This is a genomic window from Saccharibacillus sp. CPCC 101409 (genome assembly GCF_030518235.1).
Classification (GTDB): Bacteria; Bacillota; Bacilli; order Paenibacillales; family Paenibacillaceae; genus Saccharibacillus.
Genome location: NZ_JAULSA010000019.1, coordinates 19,969 through 37,444 on the forward strand (window position 1 = coordinate 19,969; position 17,476 = coordinate 37,444).

Annotated in this window: 21 protein-coding genes; 19 read left to right on the top strand and 2 right to left on the bottom strand. The window is 58.3% G+C overall.

Annotation, left to right across the window (positions count from 1 at the left end):
* The first annotated feature begins 12 nt into the window (after positions 1-12).
* A complete protein-coding gene (locus tag QWJ34_RS23880) occupies positions 13-303 on the top strand; it encodes a hypothetical protein (protein WP_302731616.1) in 291 nt (96 codons plus the stop codon).
* Positions 304-325: 22 nt separating this feature from the next.
* On the opposite strand, the gene QWJ34_RS23885 is transcribed toward QWJ34_RS23880, so the two are convergent.
* Together QWJ34_RS23885 and lexA are read right to left on the bottom strand one after the other, a co-directional pair.
* Positions 326-502, bottom strand: coding sequence for a hypothetical protein (locus QWJ34_RS23885; protein ID WP_302731617.1), 177 nt, complete (start codon positions 500-502; stop codon positions 326-328).
* 167 nt (positions 503-669) lie between these two features.
* Positions 670-1,296 (bottom strand): transcriptional repressor LexA, encoded by a 627-nt coding sequence (gene lexA / locus QWJ34_RS23890; protein WP_302731618.1) that lies wholly within the window; start codon positions 1,294-1,296, stop codon positions 670-672.
* Between the two features lie 262 nt (positions 1,297-1,558).
* On the opposite strand from lexA, the gene QWJ34_RS23895 reads away from it, so the two are divergent.
* The 18 genes from QWJ34_RS23895 (at position 1,559) to QWJ34_RS23980 (ending at position 17,473) form a co-directional block, all read left to right on the top strand.
* A complete protein-coding gene (locus tag QWJ34_RS23895; protein ID WP_302731619.1) occupies positions 1,559-1,942 on the top strand; it encodes a LysM peptidoglycan-binding domain-containing protein in 384 nt (127 codons plus the stop codon).
* Between the two features lie 132 nt (positions 1,943-2,074).
* A complete protein-coding gene (locus QWJ34_RS23900) occupies positions 2,075-2,272 on the top strand; it encodes a DUF896 domain-containing protein (RefSeq protein WP_302731620.1) in 198 nt (65 codons plus the stop codon).
* Between the two features lie 137 nt (positions 2,273-2,409).
* Positions 2,410-2,937 (top strand): hypothetical protein, encoded by a 528-nt coding sequence (locus QWJ34_RS23905; protein WP_302731621.1) that lies wholly within the window; start codon positions 2,410-2,412, stop codon positions 2,935-2,937.
* Positions 2,938-2,970: 33 nt separating this feature from the next.
* Entirely contained in the window at positions 2,971-3,768 is a 798-nt protein-coding gene (locus QWJ34_RS23910; RefSeq protein WP_302731622.1) for an HAD family hydrolase, read from the top strand.
* 174 nt (positions 3,769-3,942) lie between these two features.
* Positions 3,943-4,884, top strand: coding sequence for a ribonuclease Z (gene rnz / locus QWJ34_RS23915; protein WP_302731623.1), 942 nt, complete (start codon positions 3,943-3,945; stop codon positions 4,882-4,884).
* Positions 4,885-4,891: 7 nt separating this feature from the next.
* Positions 4,892-5,698: an HAD-IIA family hydrolase gene (locus tag QWJ34_RS23920; RefSeq protein WP_302731624.1), complete on the top strand. Its 807-nt coding sequence runs from the start codon at positions 4,892-4,894 to the stop codon at positions 5,696-5,698.
* An 18-nt stretch (positions 5,699-5,716) separates the two neighbouring features.
* A complete protein-coding gene (locus QWJ34_RS23925) occupies positions 5,717-6,544 on the top strand; it encodes an Fpg/Nei family DNA glycosylase (protein ID WP_302731625.1) in 828 nt (275 codons plus the stop codon).
* A gap of 43 nt (positions 6,545-6,587) precedes the next feature.
* Positions 6,588-6,953: a cyclic-phosphate processing receiver domain-containing protein gene (locus QWJ34_RS23930; RefSeq protein WP_302731626.1), complete on the top strand. Its 366-nt coding sequence runs from the start codon at positions 6,588-6,590 to the stop codon at positions 6,951-6,953.
* Positions 6,950-7,270 carry a thioredoxin family protein gene (locus QWJ34_RS23935; protein WP_302731627.1) on the top strand — a complete coding sequence of 107 codons (321 nt, stop codon included), beginning with the start codon at positions 6,950-6,952 and terminating at the stop codon, positions 7,268-7,270. The genes QWJ34_RS23930 and QWJ34_RS23935 overlap by 4 nt, the downstream gene beginning before the upstream one ends.
* A 23-nt stretch (positions 7,271-7,293) precedes the next feature.
* Entirely contained in the window at positions 7,294-8,418 is a 1,125-nt protein-coding gene (locus tag QWJ34_RS23940) for an SAM-dependent methyltransferase (protein ID WP_302731628.1), read from the top strand.
* Between the two features lie 151 nt (positions 8,419-8,569).
* Positions 8,570-10,015 (top strand): serine/threonine protein kinase, encoded by a 1,446-nt coding sequence (locus tag QWJ34_RS23945; RefSeq protein ID WP_302731629.1) that lies wholly within the window; start codon positions 8,570-8,572, stop codon positions 10,013-10,015.
* A 58-nt stretch (positions 10,016-10,073) separates the two neighbouring features.
* On the top strand, positions 10,074-11,033 hold the full coding sequence (locus tag QWJ34_RS23950; protein ID WP_302731630.1) for an SAF domain-containing protein: 960 nt from the start codon (positions 10,074-10,076) through the stop codon (positions 11,031-11,033).
* Between the two features lie 16 nt (positions 11,034-11,049).
* Entirely contained in the window at positions 11,050-11,721 is a 672-nt protein-coding gene (locus tag QWJ34_RS23955; RefSeq protein ID WP_302731631.1) for a hypothetical protein, read from the top strand.
* A gap of 1 nt (position 11,722) precedes the next feature.
* The gene (locus tag QWJ34_RS23960) at positions 11,723-12,568 is read left to right on the top strand and encodes a hypothetical protein (protein ID WP_302731632.1); all 846 of its coding nucleotides are present in this window, start codon (positions 11,723-11,725) and stop codon (positions 12,566-12,568) included.
* A gap of 3 nt (positions 12,569-12,571) precedes the next feature.
* Positions 12,572-14,470, top strand: a complete 1,899-nt coding sequence (locus QWJ34_RS23965) for a P-loop NTPase family protein (RefSeq protein WP_302731633.1) — start codon at positions 12,572-12,574, stop codon at positions 14,468-14,470.
* Positions 14,467-16,545, top strand: coding sequence for a hypothetical protein (locus tag QWJ34_RS23970; protein ID WP_302731634.1), 2,079 nt, complete (start codon positions 14,467-14,469; stop codon positions 16,543-16,545). Before QWJ34_RS23965 ends, QWJ34_RS23970 begins: the two co-directional genes overlap by 4 nt.
* A gap of 19 nt (positions 16,546-16,564) precedes the next feature.
* Positions 16,565-17,029, top strand: coding sequence for an ABC transporter permease (locus tag QWJ34_RS23975; protein WP_302731635.1), 465 nt, complete (start codon positions 16,565-16,567; stop codon positions 17,027-17,029).
* 63 nt (positions 17,030-17,092) lie between these two features.
* Positions 17,093-17,473: a hypothetical protein gene (locus QWJ34_RS23980; protein ID WP_302731636.1), complete on the top strand. Its 381-nt coding sequence runs from the start codon at positions 17,093-17,095 to the stop codon at positions 17,471-17,473.
* Positions 17,474-17,476 lie beyond the last annotated feature (3 nt).

The window sequence follows — 17,476 nt, forward strand, 5'->3', positions numbered from 1 at the left end:
GGAAGTGCGAAGATGGGGATCAATGTTTTGGAACAGCGTGTGTTGGGGATGCTGCGACGCTATCGCTGGAGTTTGTTCAAACGCCTGTCGATGGCCAAACTGGTGCAGGGCAGCGGGGGAGAGTTTCGCGAAGTGACGATTGCGCTGATCAATCTGGAGCAGGAAGCTTATATCCGCTGGCCGGACAAGTCTTCGCTGCATCATATCGTACTGCGGCGCAAAGCTTACGGCCGGCGCGCTTTCGGCTTCCCGGTAATATCGGATCACAAACTAAGCGATCGCCGGACGGCGCAGCATAAATAAAGGCGGGACACTGCGGGGTCGATCAGACTCCGCCCGAGCTTGCCAGCGCGACGAGCGAAACGATAATCAGCAGGACGCAGACCAGCGCGATTCCGAAAAAGAGCCGGACCTGCTTGCGGCTGCGCCTTACAACGGCAATCGAACCCAGAACGACGGATACGGCGAATACGAAAAAAGAAATAGACATCAAATCGGCCAAAGCGGACACTCCTTGCGCGGCGGAATAAACGAACATACATCAGAATAGCATAAACGGAAAGCGGCAGGAAGAGGTTAAACCCGTCGGTTTCGCACATAAAAACTCCCCCGGCGACGAGACTCGGGGGAGTTATTTGCGACCGTGCTCCTGAAGAAGCCAAACGCGGCTCAATGAAAATTGCGGAACAGGCCGACCACTTTACCCAGAATCGTGACGTGCGTCAGCCGAAGCGGCTCGTAAGTGGGATTCTCGGGTTGGAGACGAATATGATCTTTTTCTTTGTAGAACGTTTTGACCGTCGCTTCGTCTTCTTCGGTCATCGCCACGACGATATCGCCGTTATTGGCGGTTTGCTGCTGGCGCACCACGACGTAGTCGCCGTTGTTGATGCCGGCTTCGATCATACTGTTGCCCACGACCGACAGCATGAACACCTGGTCGTCGCCCACCATCGCTTGAGGCAGCGGGAAGTAATCTTCGATGTTCTCGGTAGCCGTGATCGGCAAGCCCGCCGTAACTTTGCCGACAACCGGAACGCGCCGGATTGTGGCGGCGAACAGGTTGTTGTTCTCCGACTCTTCAAGACCGAGCAGTTCGATCGCGCGAGGCTTGGTCGGGTCGCGGCGGATCAGGCCTTTCTTCTCCAAACGATCCAGATGTCCGTGAACCGTCGAACTGGACGCCAGGCCTACCGCTTCGCCGATTTCGCGGACGGAAGGCGGATAACCTTTCGATTTGACTTCGGTGCGAATAAATTCCAAAATGGCCTGTTGGCGTATGGATATCTTCGACATATCGTTTCAACCCCATCCATTATCATTGATTTTGAAAACACCGGGAAAAGAAAAACGCCTCCCGAATGCTATATGGGCAAATTATAACATAGAACTTCCGTTCGCACAAACGTAAGTTCTGCGGATTTTAAGCCGTTTTGACGCTGTTCGCAATACGAACAAATTTTCGCGAACAAATGTTCCAAAACCTCTTGTTCGAAACGTATGTTCGTGCTATAGTAATCCGCATAGGGCAGAACAAACGTTTGGGAGAGTGTTGAGGATGCCAAAATATACGACTTATAAAAGTATTTACGAAGCGGGACAAGAGCAGAGCGCGGCGGCTGTTCAACCATCTTTACATAGCGGAAGATTTCCGCGCTACCGCTTGACGAGAAGCGGCGCGGTCAGACTGCGGCTGCTGCTGGTCGTCATGATCGGCTTGTTCGCGGGAAGCGGCGTTGTGCATGCGCTGCAAAGCGGCAGTGCGCAAGCCGAGGTCCATCGGGTTGTCGTAAGCGAAGGCGATACGCTCTGGTCCATCGCGGAACGCAACAAACCGAGCGACGCGGATACGCGGATTTTCATAGTGGGAATCCAGCAGAAGAACAACTTGACCGGCAGCGAAATTTATGCGGGCGACGAACTGATTCTTCCGAATTTTTAACGAACCGAATCATAAGGCGATCGGCCTTCGGCCGTTCGGCCGAAAAGACGTAAGAGCTTGCGGGGCGCGTGCCTTGACAAGCTCTTTTGTTCGTGTCAAAGTGATAAGGAGTATGTCGCGAGGAGGTACGTTATGGATATCGATGCTTTGGTCGGCCGGATCAACGAACTGGCCCGTAAACATAAAGCCGAAGGGCTGAGCGAAGAAGAAGCCGAGGAGCGCACCCGTTTGCGCGAGATTTACCTCGGAAACGTTCGCCGCAATTTCCGTCAGCAGCTCGATTCGATCGAGTGGACGGATGAAGAACAAGGCGGCGGAAAGCTTCACTAAAAGAGAGCATCCGGGTAACCGCGATTTTGCGCACGCGCCCGCAGAAAAAACGGCTCGCCGGTTCGCGGATGGGAGTGCCGCGAGGCGGCGGGTCTTTTTGCTATAAAGAATGAACAGAATGCTAAGGGGGAAAACGCATGTCCCGTTCGTGGGAAAGGCAAGTCCGCAAAAACCAGCACAAAGTCAACACATTAAGGCAAAAAACGGGTCAGGACCGGATCGGCGCTCAGGGAAAACAAACGTTTGAAGTCTACAAAGGGCGCAATTACATGTTCCCGGTGTTTCTGCTTATTATCGCTTTGTTCCTGACGATTATGACGATTGCGGCGCAAAATGCGAACGTGGAAGGCTCCACGGGCACTTCCTACTGGTTTATTATCGTGATGTATCTGGTACTGGCGGTGATTATGTTCCTGCGTCGTCCGTACCTGCGCATCGGCAAAGACCGGATCTCGACGATCCGCTTCAACCGCGAACGCACGCTGATGGCGGGCGATATCTCGAAGTTCCGGATCGAAAAAGGATTCGTGACGGTCGAAACCAAAGGCAAAAGCGCCAACTGGATCTTTTCGCGTTTTCTTAAACTGTTCAATACGCAGGAGATCGGCGGGCGCCTGGAAGAATTCGCGGCGCAGCATCAGATTCCGGTGGAAAGAAAGCAGTAACACGACAATACAGGGAAGAGCGAGGGGACGAAAATGACGGTAAAAGCGGTTATATTCGATCTGGACGATACGCTGCTCTGGGACGAGCGCAGCGTAAAAGAAGCGTTTCAGGCGGCTTCGCGGCAAGCGGCCGAGCGGACGGGAATCGATCCCGAAGCTCTGGAAGAAGCGGTACGCAGCCGCGCGCGCGAGCTGTATGCCGGCTACGAGACGTATCCGTTCACCCAGGCGATCGGGATCAGCCCGTTCGAAGGGCTGTGGGCGCGGTTCGACAAAGGCGAGCAGCCGGAATTCCGCAAGCTGCAGGAGATCGCGCCGGTCTATCGCAAAGAAGCGTGGCGGTCGGGCCTGGCCGATCTCGGCGTCGAGAACGAAGCGCTGGCGGGCGAGCTGGCCGACCTGTTCGCCGCGGAGCGCCGCGCGCGTCCGCTGGTCTACGAGGAAACGTACGAAGTGCTCGACGAGCTTAAAGGCCGCGTGAAGCTGCTGCTGCTGACCAACGGATGTCCGTCGCTTCAGCAGGAGAAACTGGACGGCGTGCCGCAGCTTGTGCCTTATTTCGACCATATCGTCATCTCCGGCACGTTCGGCAAAGGCAAACCGGACCCGGCGATCTTCAGCCATGCGCTGGGACTGCTCGGCGTGGAGCCGGAAGAAGCGCTGATGGTCGGGGACAAGCAGAGCACGGATATTCGCGGCGCGCTGGATTCGGGCATTCCTTCGGTTTGGATCAACCGCGGCGGCCGTGCGCCCCACTCGGGCATCGTTCCCGTGCACCAGATCGATTCCCTGCGCGAACTCCCGGAACTTGCGGGAATCCGCGTTTCTTAACGAACCGGCGTCACGGTTTTCCGTCCGCCCGCTGAGGCGGGCGGATTTTTTGTCGGCGGAGCCGAATCCGCGAGACGAGACAAATCGGCGGCGGTTCCGGCGGGCGGAATTGGGGTATTGAACTAGACCCAAAAGGATACAGGCACAACAAATCGAAAAAGGAGGAGTGCGGCTGTGGAACTTTATTTTCTCGGCACCAACGCGGGACTGCCGACCACGCAGCGCAATGTGACGTCTGTCGCGCTCCGCATGCTGGAAGAACGGCGCTCGTCCTGGCTGTTCGACTGCGGGGAAGCGACGCAGCATCAGATCCTGCATTCGCCGATCAAACTGAGCCGGCTTGAAAAGATATTTATTACGCATATGCACGGCGACCACGTCTTCGGACTGCCGGGTCTGCTGTCCAGCCGGGCTTCCCAGGAAGCAAGCGCGCCGCTTACGATCTACGGACCTCCCGGTCTGCGGCGGTTTCTGGAGGTGACGCTTCAAACTACGCAAAGCCGGATCGATTTCGAGCTGGAGATCGTCGAACATACAGGCGGTTTGCTGTTCGAGGATGCCCAGATCAAAGTGGAATCCGAAGCGCTGGAGCACCGGATCGAAAGCTACGGATACCGGATTACGGAAAAAGACCGTCCGGGCAGCCTCAATATGGAGCTGCTGCGCGAATGGGGCGTGCGTCCGGGCCCGGAATACGGTAAGCTTAAAAGCGGAATGAGCATTACGGTGGAAGGCCGCACGATTACGCCGGACCAGGTTCTGGGTCCGCCCAAGCGCGGCCGCATCGTGACGATTCTGGGCGATACGCGTCCCACGGCGGGGATCCGTCCGCTTGCGGCGGGCGCCGATCTGCTTGTGCACGAAGCAACGTTTACCGAAGAATTTGCGGATCTTGCGCATAAATATTACCACAGTACGGCTGTACAGGCGGCTTCCGAAGCGCGGGACGCGGGAGTGGGAGAACTGATTCTGACGCATTTCAGCTCCCGCTACAAAGATCTCGAACAGCTGGAGCCGCTGCTCGAAGAAGCGCGAAGCGTATTTGCGAATACACAGCTGGCGATGGAACATCGGTCTTATCCGGTGCGGCCGGCTCAAGACAAAGAAAAGGAATGAACCGGCAATGGCGAATAAAAGTGCTTTTCTGATCGATCTGGACGGAACGCTGTATCACGGGGAACGCATGGTGGCCGGTGCGGACGAGCTGATCCGGGCGCTGGAGGAGCGGAAGATCCCGTTTCTGTTCCTGACCAACAACTCCTCCGCTTCTCCGGAAACGGTCGCGCTGCGGCTCAATAAAATGGGCATTCCCGCCCGTCCGGAGCAGGTGTGCACTTCGTCGATGGCCGCCGCGGCGTATATAGCCGGCAGAAAGCCGGGAGCTTCCGTGGCGGTATTCGGCGAAGCCGGACTGCGCGGAGCGGTATCCGCGGCCGGACTGAAGGAGTTCGATGCAGGCGGAGACCGTCCCGACGTGGTGCTGCAGGGGATCGACCGCGAATTCTCATACGAAAAGCTGGCGCAGGCCGGCAGATGGGTGCTGGCCGGAGCGGAGTTCGTGCTGACCAATCCCGATCTGCTGCTGCCGTCCGAAGGCGGGCTGATGCCGGGAGCCGGAACGCTGGGCGCTTCGATCGAATCGATGACCGGAACCAAGCCGGCCGTGATCGGCAAACCGTCTCCGATTCTGATGAATTTCGCATTCAATCTGCTGGGCAGAAGCGCTTCCGAAGTCACGGTAATCGGCGACAATATGATGACCGATATCAAAGCGGGCGCCGATTCGGGCTGCGGTTCGCTGCTGGTGCTGACGGAAGAAGGCGTAACGACGCCGCACAATCTGGAGCGTCACAAGCAGTTGGCCGGCGCGGAGCCGGACCTCGTTATGCACAGTCTGTACGAAGTCAAAGAGTGGGTACTAAGCCGATAGAGAAAGGGAAGATGAAGCATGCCGGAACTGCCGGAAATCGAGCATTATCGCAGACAGCTTGGACAATGGATACTGGACCGTCCGATCGGGCGGGTTCAATTGAATAACGCAGGCAGCACGGACGTATCGCCGGAAGAATTCTCGGAGGCTTTGACGGGCCGCAGCATATTGTTCCTGGAGCGCAGAGGCACGTTTCTGATTCTGCATCTGGACAACGGGCACCGGCTGCTGATCGCGCTGGCCAAAGACGGCGCGCTGCACTGCGGCGAAGCGGGCGCCAAGCCTCCGTTCGCGGCGCAGGCGGAGCTGGAATTGGGCGACCGGACCCTGTGGATCGGCGGACGCGGCAGCGTGCTGCGGCTGCTTACGGTTAGAGGGCTCGACGATGTGCTGAAAGCGCTGGGCGGCGATCCGTTTTCGCGCCAGGTCACTCCGGAATCTTTTGCCAAACTGTTCAAGAAACGGCGCGGCGCGCTGCGCAGCACGCTGACGGGCCAGAAAACGGTCTCCGGGATCGGCCCCCGCTATGCGGACGAGATCGCTTTTGCCGCGGGGCTGCTGCCTTCGGTCAAAGTACAGGACCTGAACGACGAAAGCGTCGCGCGCCTGTACGAAGCGATGCAGCGCATCCTGCTGGAAGCTTCGGATGCCGGCGGCTGCCTGCAAACGCCGCTTTATGAAGGCGATACGCTGACGGGCGGCTACCTGAACCAGTGCCGCGTGTACGAGCGCGAAGGACAGCCGTGCACGCCGGAAGGCGCGAAAGTCGAAAAAATGGACGTATCGGGCAAAAAAGCCTACTACTGTCCGCAGTGCCAGTACGAGCAGACGCCCGTTTTTTCCTGAGCCGTAAATCGGGACGTCGGCAAACGCGAAAGGAGCGGAGGATATGGCAAACGAAGAAAGCAAACCTAAAATTCATCTTTATATGGACGATTGGCGGCCCTGTCCGGAGGGATTTGCACTGGCGCGGACCGGCGAAGAGTGCCTGGCAATGCTGCGGGAATGCGACGTGGATATCCTTTCGCTGGATCACGAGATGGGACCCGGCGAGCTGAGCGGAAGCGAAGTGGCGGCGAGAATCGTGCTGAACGGCACGTACCCGAACGAGATTTATTTGCATACGTCGAGCGAATACGGACGCCGCAGCATGTACGAGACGCTGTATGCGTCCAAGCCCGAGCGCGTAACGCTGCATCGCGGGGCCATGCCGGAAGACGTGCGGCGTCGGGTGGCGGCGCAGGCGTCGCGATGAGAGAAATTACCGAGCGGGAGCTGGGCGGCTGGATTGCGCGCGGCGAACGCAGGCTGATCGTCCTCGGTCATACGCCGTTTTGCGGAACGTGCAAAGCCGCCCGGCGTATGCTCGAAGTCGTGGAGGAACTGCGTCCGGAACTGGAAATTTACGCGCTAGACTTGAATTTTGCGCCGTCGTTCGTCCGGACGTACCGCATTTCGAGCACGCCTTCGCTCAGCGTTTTCGAGCCGGGCGGAGCGGGAACGCCGCGTACGATTTATGCCGTGCGCTCGGTGCCTTATGTGTTGGATTTTATCGAAAATGAGACGGGGTAATTCCCTGTGGAGGGTAACGTATTTTGAGTGAGCGGGATATGGAGAATGAAAAGTTGAACGCCGGGGAACCGGAATCAGAAACGGCCGCCGAAGCCGGGCAAAACGAAAACGCGCAGGAGGAGCCGCAGGGCGAAAGTCTATTCGTCTGCACGGCCAATCGCGGATTTGCGGCGTATGCGCAGGAAGAACTGCGGCGTTTGTTCGGCTCTGTCAAAAGCAGTGTGCTGAGCGACAGCGAGGTACTGCTGGTGCGGCTCGCGATGCCGGAAGAAGAAGCCGTTCGCCGCATTGCGGACAGCCGGCCGATCTTCCTGCGTCATATTCAGCCGGTCGGCTTCGAAAAAGAAGGCGATAATACAGGCGCGCTGCTGGCCGACGCCGCGGCATACGTGCTCGGAGACGGACGGCTCGGCGCGGGCGTAAAAGCGGCGCTGCAGGTGCGCAGAAGCGAAGGGACGGGCGAAGAAAGCGCGTCGCAGCTGCGGGACTGGCTCGAAGAGCTGCTGCGTCCTTCGGAAGCCGAATTCGTCGCATCCGGGGCGGACTGGATCGTCTCGGTTTATTTGACGCCGTCCGGCGCATACGCGGGCATTTCCCGGCCGGAAAACAATCTGTCGGACTGGAGCGGCGGCGCGGTTCGTTTCCGGCGGGAAGAAGGACAGCTGTCGCGCGCCAAGTTCAAGCTGCTCGAAGCGGAGCGCGAATTCGGCCTCGATCTGTCGGCCTACCGCAGCGCGGTCGATATCGGTGCGGCGCCGGGCGGCTGGACGTCGCTGCTGCTTGAGCGCGGATTGAAAGTAACGGCCGTCGATCCGGCCAAACTGCATCCTTCGCTGCTCAAAGCGCCGAACCTGACCTATATCCGCAAAAACGCGGGCGAAGCCAAATTTTCCGACAACGAATTCGATCTGCTGGTCTGCGATATGAGCTGGAGCCCCAAATTGATGGTGCAGCTCGTAACCGGGCTGCTGCATGCGCTGGCGCCGGGCGGCACCGCGATCGTAACGATCAAGCTCATGCACAAAAAGCCGATGGCGCTGATCAAAGAAGTGATGGCTTCGTTCGAATCGTCGCGTCTTCAGGTGCAGCGGGCCAAGCAGCTGTTCCACAACCGCGAAGAAATTACGCTTTATATGATCAAATACTAAGAATGGGTCTTTACACTTAGCAAGCAATAGGTTTATAATGATCTCAAAATCATATGAACGACAGTAAAGGGAAAGCATCCCTCGCGAATCGGTCTTCGGACCCGGTTCTTGAGGGGTGCTTTCTTTTTTTGTCCGGAAAGGGGAGAAGGCTATGCCGTACCCGTCGAAGCTGGAGCGTGGAGCCGTGATCGGCGACCGGTACCGGGTGGAACGACAATTGGGCAGCGGCGGAATGAGCCGGGTTTATCTGGCTTCCGATGCAAAGCTCCCGGGCAAATGGTGGGCGGTCAAAGAAACGATGGCCGATACGGCGGATTACGAACGAATCGAGAACGAAGCCCGGATGCTGACGCGCCTGCGCCACCGCAGCCTGCCGCAGATCGCGGACTTTTTCGCCCCGGAGGCGGAAGGGCGGGCGTTTCTGGTCATGGAGTACATCGAAGGACGCAATCTGGACGAGTGCGTTCGGGCGGCCGGCGGCCGGATCGGCATTTCGTTTCTGCTGGAGTTTGCGCTGCGCATCTGCGAGGTTCTGGAGTATCTGCACGCGCAGAGCCCGCCGGTAGTGTTCCGGGATCTGAAGCCCGGCAATGTGATGATCGGGCCCGACGGCGCGATCCGGCTGATCGATTTCGGGATTGCCCGCAGCGCCGGGCCGGAGAAAAGCGCGGATACGGTCAAGCTCGGCACGATCGGATTCGCCGCTCCGGAGCAGTACGAAGGACGGAGCGATCCGCGCAGCGACCAGTACGCGCTGGGCGCGCTGCTGCTGTATCTAAGCACCGACGGACGTTTCAGCGAATGGACGACGGAAGCCCGGCAGGCCCTGCGGCCGGATCTGCCTCGGGAACTGGTTCCGGCGATCCGCAGAATGCTGAATTTTCGGCTGGAGGAACGATATGCCGGCATGACCGAGATCAAAGCGCTGTTTCAACCGGTCGAAAGCGCCGGGTCTTCGGAAGCCGAAGTCTCGGCCGGCACTTCGACGGTCGCCGTGATGGGCACTTTCCGCGGCTGCGGAACGACGCATACTGCGATCGCAGCGGCGCATACGCTGGCCCGCGAAGGCGGCCGGACGGCGGTCGTCGAACTGGACCGCTCGGCGGGAGCGTTCGAAGCGATTGCGCTCGAATGGGAAGGCGAACCGCTGCGCGGACGACGGACGTTCGAAATCCGCGGCGTCGATTACTGGCCGGGCGCCGGGTGGGAAGAACTGGCCGGCATCTTCGGCCGGGGGTACCGCTATGTGGTGCTGGATCTCGGCTTATGCGGAGACGCCCGCGGATTCGAAGAATTTATCCGCGCCGATGTGCCGGTCGTTGTCGGCTCGGGCAGCGAATGGCGAAGCGCCGCTCTCGTGACGTTCGGCGGCCGAGAGCGGCTGCGCATACGTCCGCACTGGTCTTACTGCCTGCCGCTTGCGGCGGAAGAAACGGTGAAGGAACTGCGCGGCAAGCTGGACCATAAGCGCGTATTCGCTCTGCCGGCGGTTCCGCGTCCGATGGACGGTTCGCAGCGCGAAGCGTTTGAACCGCTGCTCGGCGGATTGTACGCGCGCAAAGCGCGGCGCTCGAGGCTGAAGCTGGGATTTCGCTAAAGCGGCGCGCATGAAGCAAGAAGGTTGATGAATTGCAGGAGACGAAGGGAGAACATACATGTCGAGAATCAGATTTCGCCAGCGGCAGAAGCTGCTGGCGGCAGCGGCCGGAGCGGCAGCGGCGCTGCTGCTCAGCACGGCGGCCGGTACGCTTTATGTGCGGCAGATTGAACAAGATTACCGCGAGGATCGCAGCGGATACGAACAGCAAATCGCGGCGATGGAAGCGCAGCGGATTCCCGTATATGCGCTGACGCGCGATATCAAAGCGGGACAAAAAATTAGCGAAAACGATCTGACCGAGATCGAAGTCGTCCGCGATACCGTTCCGGCGGATATGCCGAAACGGAAAGACGCGATCGGGCGTTATAGCAAGATCGCTTTGTCGAAAAATACGCCGCTTACATCGGAAATGCTGTACGAAGGCGCGGTGACGCCGTCCGATCTGCGCAGCCAGGAATTCCGTTTGATCGAGCTGCCGACGCGTCTTGCGCAGGGCGATTACGTCGATGTCCGCGTCAAGTTCCCGACCGGCGAAGACTTTATCGTGTTGTCCAAAAAGAAAACGGAAGACCTGGCTTCGGGCACGATCTGGGTGCGGATGAACGAACGCGAAATCCTCACCATGTCGTCCGCCGTCGTCGACGCTTATCTGAACGACGCTTCGATTTACGCGGTGAGCTATATCGAACCGGGGCTTCAGCAGGCGGCGGTTGTCACTTACCCGTCCAACTCCAGCGTGCTCGACCTGATCGAAAGCGATCCGAATATCGTGGAGCGCGCCAAGACCGAGTTGGAACGGCGGATGCGCGACAAGCTGGAAACGGGACTCGATCTGCTGACGCCGGAAGAAATCCAGAAATACCTGAATAACAAAGCCAACGCAAGCGCGGTCAATCCCGGCACGCAGAGCAATTCGCTGATCGAAAATTCGCGGCAGAACGCGGACGAGACCGGCGGCGCCCAAACGGAAGCGGATATTTTCACGGACGGCGGCAGTACGGATACCGGAAATTAGAAAAGAGGCGACAACGGTGAAAAAAGCGATTTTTATCGGATACCACGACAAAACAGACCTGCTGTTCTATCTCGCCAAAACCCTGTCGGCCGCCGGACGCAAAGTCCTGATCGTGGACGCCACGGCGGAAAAGCGTTATGAATTCGCGTACCCCGCGCTCGATATTCCGGGCGAGCCGCAGGAGTACGACGGCTTCGACGTCTGGATTCCTTCCGGCACGCGGCATGCGGTCGATCTGGGCGCTTACGAATTCGTCCTGTACGATACCGACGATCCCGGCGCGCTCAAAAACTGTCCGAGTGCGCAGTGGAATTTCCTGGTCGGCGGTTATGAACAAACTTCGATCCGGCGCAACGTCCGGCTGCTGGAATCGTTTTTTGCGGATAAGCCGGCTTCGGAACTGTGCGGGTTTTACAAGATTTTGTTCGAAGCGTCGACGGAACCGGGCGAAGCGTATATCGACGAACTGCTGGAACGTTTTCCGATCGACTGGAAAGGAACGTTCGCATATTATCCCGACGAGCGCAATATGGCGATCAAGATCGGCAATCAATATGCCGCAAGGCTCAAGATGAAAGGCCTGTCCGCAGAGATCAAACGGGTCGTGCAATCGTGCGCTTCCGCGCTGCTGGAGCTGGATGAACGCGGCGCGCGCAAACTTTGGAAAACGGCCGAGAGGAGCAGATAAAATGGGACAAATCGCTTTTTGGAGCGTGGGACACGGAACGGGAGTCACATCGAGCGTCGCGGCAATCGCTTCGGTAATCGGCAGCGATTACCGCATCCGTACGCTGGTGTCGCAGCCGCAGGGGGAAGAGCGCTCGCTGGAACGGGGCTTTATGCGCTCGATCAATACATACAGCCATCACCTGGCGGGCGAAGCCGGAACGGGCATCGACGCGCTGGTCCGGCTGGCCCGCAGCGGCAAACTGGAGCGCGAAACCGTCAAAAACAACGCGCTGCTGCTCGAACCCGGACGGCTCGACCTGCTCAGCGGCTCGGATCGCATGAACAGGCTTCAGTTCGAGAACGCCGGAGCGCTGATCGGCCAGGTATACGAAGGCGCGCGCAGCTATTACGACTGCATCCTGCTCGACGTGCGTTCGGGCACCGACAGTCAGACCGCCCGCGAGATGCTGGCCGGAGCGGATTTGGTCGTGATCTGCCTCAACCAGAACGCGGGCGTGCTGGAACGCTATTTCGACCGGAGCGGCTGGCCGCGGGAACTGGAAGGCAAAAAGCAGCTGCTGCTGTTCTCCGGCTACGACCCGCATTCCAAATATAAAGCGGCCAACATCCTGCGCAAATACGGACGGCGCGAAACCGTGCTGACCGTGCCGTACAATACGGATTTTCGCGATGCGGCCAACGACGGGGATATCAAAGGATTCGTTTCGCGCAGCCGCGGTATCGACCGGAAACATCGGAACTACCCGTTTATGGCGGAAGTCCGGCGGACCGCCGAAAAGCTGCTGGAAGAAATCGGCGTCAATACGCGTCTGAAGCACACGGATATCGAGAAAGGGGCTTCCTGACGCATGAACGCGATAAATCTGCTGCTGATCGCCTCGATTCTGGCCGGAATCCTGGGCTGGCTGCTGTTCGTCCTGCGTCGCAGTCCGGATGCCGGAAGCGGTCTGTGGAACGCTGAAGCGGAAACGCCCGCGCTGGAAGACATCCAGGCCTACGTGACGGCGGCAATTAACGACTTCACCAATGCGAACCTGCTCGATCTCGGTCTTTCGGCCGAAGAATTCGAACGCCGCCGCAGCGTGGTGGCGGAGCTGAAAAGCTCGCTCAAAAACTGCAATTCGGGCAGCCTTGCGGACAAAACCTACGTCAAATCGTTTATTTACGACCTGATTTTTCGCGGCGGGATCGTTACGGAAACCAGTATCGACCGGATCTTTCCGTTCGGCGACGAACGTCTGCTGACCGATCAGGACAAATTCGATCTGCTGCTCTACCAGTATAAACGCGAGCACGGTTTGCAGGCGCTGAGCGTATTGATCGAACAGCACGGACTGGCCGAACCGAAATGTGTGATTGAAAACGGAGAAACGGAATCGTACATCGTTACGCCGGAAGAAATTCGGGATATTTACCGGCGCGAAGCAGGCAATCTGTCGTTCGAAGACAAAATGCAAATCATCGTTCAGCGCGTCTACCAGCAGTACAAAGGTTTTGGGGCGATCGACGAACTGCGCGACCAGAATATCGACGGCGTTTCGGCCGGCGTTTCCGGACTTCCGGCGGATATGCAGGAAGTGGAGCACGAAGTCGAGCTGATGCGCAGCATGCGGAGCAGGACGCCGCGCGGATGCGACAGCGTCTGGATCTTTTACCGGGGCAAATCGATTCGGCTGGCCTGCCTGGGCTTCGGGAGCGATCTGGAACTCAAGCGCGTTTGCCAAAACATTTATAAATTCGGCAACCCGGGTCAGCTCTCGGAAGCCAAAGCGTATATGGTCAACGAAATGCAGGACGGTTCGCGGGTGGTGGTCGTGCGTCCGCCTTTTTCCGAAAGCTGGGCGTTCTTCGTCCGCAAATTCGATCTGCCGAATCTCAGTCTGGAGCGCCTGCTTGCGTCGGAACGGGTAACCAATGCCGAGCTGCCGATGAAGATGCTCGATTACCTGATGAAAGGCGCGCAGGTGACGGCGGTGACGGGCGAGCAGGGTTCGGGCAAAACGACGCTGCTGATGGCGATGGTCAAGTCGATCTACGGCACGTTCAACCTTCGCATCCAGGAGCTGGCGTTCGAGCTGCATCTGCGGCGCCTGTATCCGCAGCGCAATATGCTCGCATTCCGCGAAACGGACAAGATCAGCGGCCAGGAAGGACTGGATTTGCAAAAAAAAACCGATGGGACCGTAAATATTCTCGGCGAAGTCGCCACCGATCCGGTTGCGGCCTGGGCGGTGCAGATGTCGCAGGTGGCGAGCAAGTTTACCGTATTCAGCCATCACGCCAAAACGACGAAAGACCTGATCTGGTCGCTGCGCAACTCGCTGCTCAAAACGGGAACCTTCCAAAACGAGCGGATCGCCGAAGAGCAGGTAGCCAGCGTAATCGCGTTCGACGTCCATCTGGAAAAAGAGCGCGACGGGACCCGCTTCATCGAACGGATGACGGAATGCGTCGCGATCGACGCCGACGAGTCTTCGTTTACGGAACTTGTGCGCGAACTGGGAAAAGATGCGGACGAAGCTTCGGCGCTGCGGATTCTGACCCGGGCCAATCTGGACTACTACCGGCGCTTGACGGGACGCACGTTCGAATCGCGCAATATTATCGAATTCCGCGACGGCGCTTACGTTCCGGTCGAGCGGCCTTCGCCGCGCAAAGTGGAGCTGATGGCCGGCAATATGTCCCGCGAAGACGCGGCCGCGTTCCGTGCGTTTCTCGACCTCTACTGGGGGAGTGAAACGGCATGAATCTTAAACTGCTGATTGCGGCGGCGCTGGTTCTGTACACCGTTCCGCTGATGCTGCTCGTGTGGATGAAAAGGCGAAAAAAGCGCACTGCGGACGAAGTCGTTATGCCCGGGGATTGGATGAACCGGCAGCCGGGGCGCAAACGGGAAAACCCGAAGCTGGCGCGGTTTTATCATTCTTCCTACATACGCTCTTCGCGCATTCCGCTGTTTCGAGGCCAGGTGCGCAAGATTCGTCAGCGTCTGGCGGTAATCAGCCCGTACGACGAGCTGACGCTGCGCAAAGAAACGATGAAAATCACGTATGCGGTGCTGCTGATTATCCTGGCTCTGCTGCTGGCGCTCGCGCTGCTCGGACGCAGTCCGATCGTGCTGCTGCTCGGTTTGATCGGCTGCCTGGTGCTGAACGGCATGCTGATCGACGTGTTTGTGCACCGCGTGGAGAACCGGCTGCTCAAAGACTTTCGCGATTTTCTCGAAGACAACCGGCACCAGTTTCAGGCGACGCGCATGGCGGACGAAGCCATTTACGAAGCGGCGCAGCTGGCGGGGCACGATATGAAGCTGCACGGCGAACGGATGCACGATGTGCTGACCGCCCGGGACCCGGATCGGAGCCTGGCGGCTTATTACGAAGTGGCGCCGAACCGCTACCTGAAAATTTTTACCGGCATCTCCCGCATGATTATGGAGTACGGCGACAAGACGACGGCCAAAGGATCGCTCTACCTGAATGCAATCGGCAAATTCGTGCAGGATATCAACTTCGATCTGCTGCGCCGGGGAAGGCTCAGCTATCAGCTGAACAGTCTGACGATTATCGCGCTGGCGCCTATTCTGCTGTCGTTTCCGCTTCAGCGCTGGGCCGAGAAATATTTTCCGATCATGGGCGACTTCTATACGGGCAGACTCGGTACGGCGGCCAAGCTGCTGCTGTACGCGATCGCGGTGTCGGCCTACGTGCTGATCCGCAAGCTGGCCGAAACGGAAGAATCCCGGTACGTGCCCAAATCCGGCGGTATCCGCTGGGAGAAAAAGCTGTACGCGTACCGGTGGGTTCGTTTTATCGTCGATCGTTTCGTTCCGCAAAAACATACCCGTGCGCATGCCCGGCTGTCGGCGCTGATCAAAGAATCGAATTCGCCTTTGCTGATCGAATGGCTGTATCTGCGTCGTCTGCTGCTTGTTCTGCTCGGCGCGGCGGTGACGGTCGCCATGTTTGCCGCTATCCATATCAACCAAAGTCACCAGATCCGGAATGCGCCGACCTACGCCAAAGGCGGATTGATGATCGGACGCGTCAACGGCGAAGAAGCGCTGGAAGCGAGCCGGCGGACGGAATTCGACCGAAGCGTGATGCGGGACGTATCGGGTAAAGGCGCGGAGCTGGAAGCGGAGGTTCGGAAGCGTGTGCTCGAAGCTGCGGACGGGACGCTGAGCGAGCTTCAGCAAAGCGAAGCGTCCGCGCGAATCGCGGACAAGCTGGAGCGTTTGCGCGGCGAGTATCTGAAATGGTGGGAAGTGCTGATCGCCGCCGGTGTGGGCGCTGCCGCGTTTTTCTTTCCGGTGTGGACGATGACGTTCCAGCGGCGGGTGCGCCGGCTGGACATGCAAAGCGAAGTCGACCAGTTCCGCATGCTGATCTCGATTCTGAGCCAGTTCGACCGCATCAGCGTGCAGGTCATGCTGGAGTGGATGGATCGGTTCGCGATTATTTTCAAACCGGCGCTTCAGCGCTGTCTGCTCGATTACGACGGCGGCGCGGCAAAAGCACTGGCCGGGCTCAAAACGGAAGCGCCGTATCCGCCGCTGGTCCGCCTGGTCGAACGGCTGGAGAATGCGCTGGAACGGATCTCGATCCGCGAAGCGTTCGACGATCTGGAAACGGAGCAGGAGTATTACCGGGAGCGGAAAAAAGAAACGATGGACCGGCTGATCGACAGCAAAGCGAACTGGGGGCGGGATATCGGTTTCGCTCCGGTGATGTTTATGCTCGGTGCATATATCGTGTTCCCGTTTTTGTACATGTCGTTTATGCAAATGAAAGATTTAATCGCTCAATTGAGCCAAATTTAATTTAAAGGGGACGAATATTATGGGAAGCAATGCAACTTCGGGACTGAAACTGGCGGCGGGAATTTTCCTGACGCTCGCGCTGATTACGACGGTCGTCATTATTTTTATTTCTTCGCAGGACGCGGCCAAAGAAGGCCAGACGCAGTTCTCGGCGATCCAGACGCAGCTGTCGCAGACCCGCTTCAATATTTACGAAAACACTACGCTGTCCGGCAGCCAGGTGATGAATGCGGTCCGCCAGTACAACAACGACGCTCAGTTCGGCGTGTACGTGCAGACGGGCAAAGGCGGTTCGACTTACTACGGCAGCCAGTTCAATCAGACGACGGGCATTATTACCGGCGAAGATAAAAATACGAATCTGAGTCCGGCGCTGAACGAAGCGGACAACAACTTTATCAATCCGTCGGGCAAATTCAAGTCCTTGATCGTGCGCGACGCCAACAATATGGTGCGGGGGATCGTTTTTACCCAGGCCAAGTAAACGAGCAGATCAAGGACCGTTCTCCCGGCGCGGCCGGGAGGACGCTCCGGTAAGGAGAACGGGATGAGCAATGCGAGAAACTTTATGATCCTGGCTGCGGCGTTCCTGCTGTTTATCGGCGCGTGTACGTATGCGGCCGGTACGGTGAGAGCCGTGGACGATGCGGCGAAGCTGGCCTACAATCTGAACGCGGAGAACGACCGCAAAGTCAAAACGGCGCTCGGCGCACCGGGCGACGAGCTGTACTCCGGCGCGCAGGTGGTTTATATGATCCGCAATATTGCGGACGGCGAAGCGGATATCGAAGTAGACGGCGTGCTGTTTCCGCGCTGCGCCCAGTACGAAGACATGGACCCGGCTGTCGTGGCGCTGAACAAAACTTACCGGGCAGTCTATCGCCGAGATGCCGCCGGATACCTGACCAAAATCGTGTTTAGGAGCTAAAAC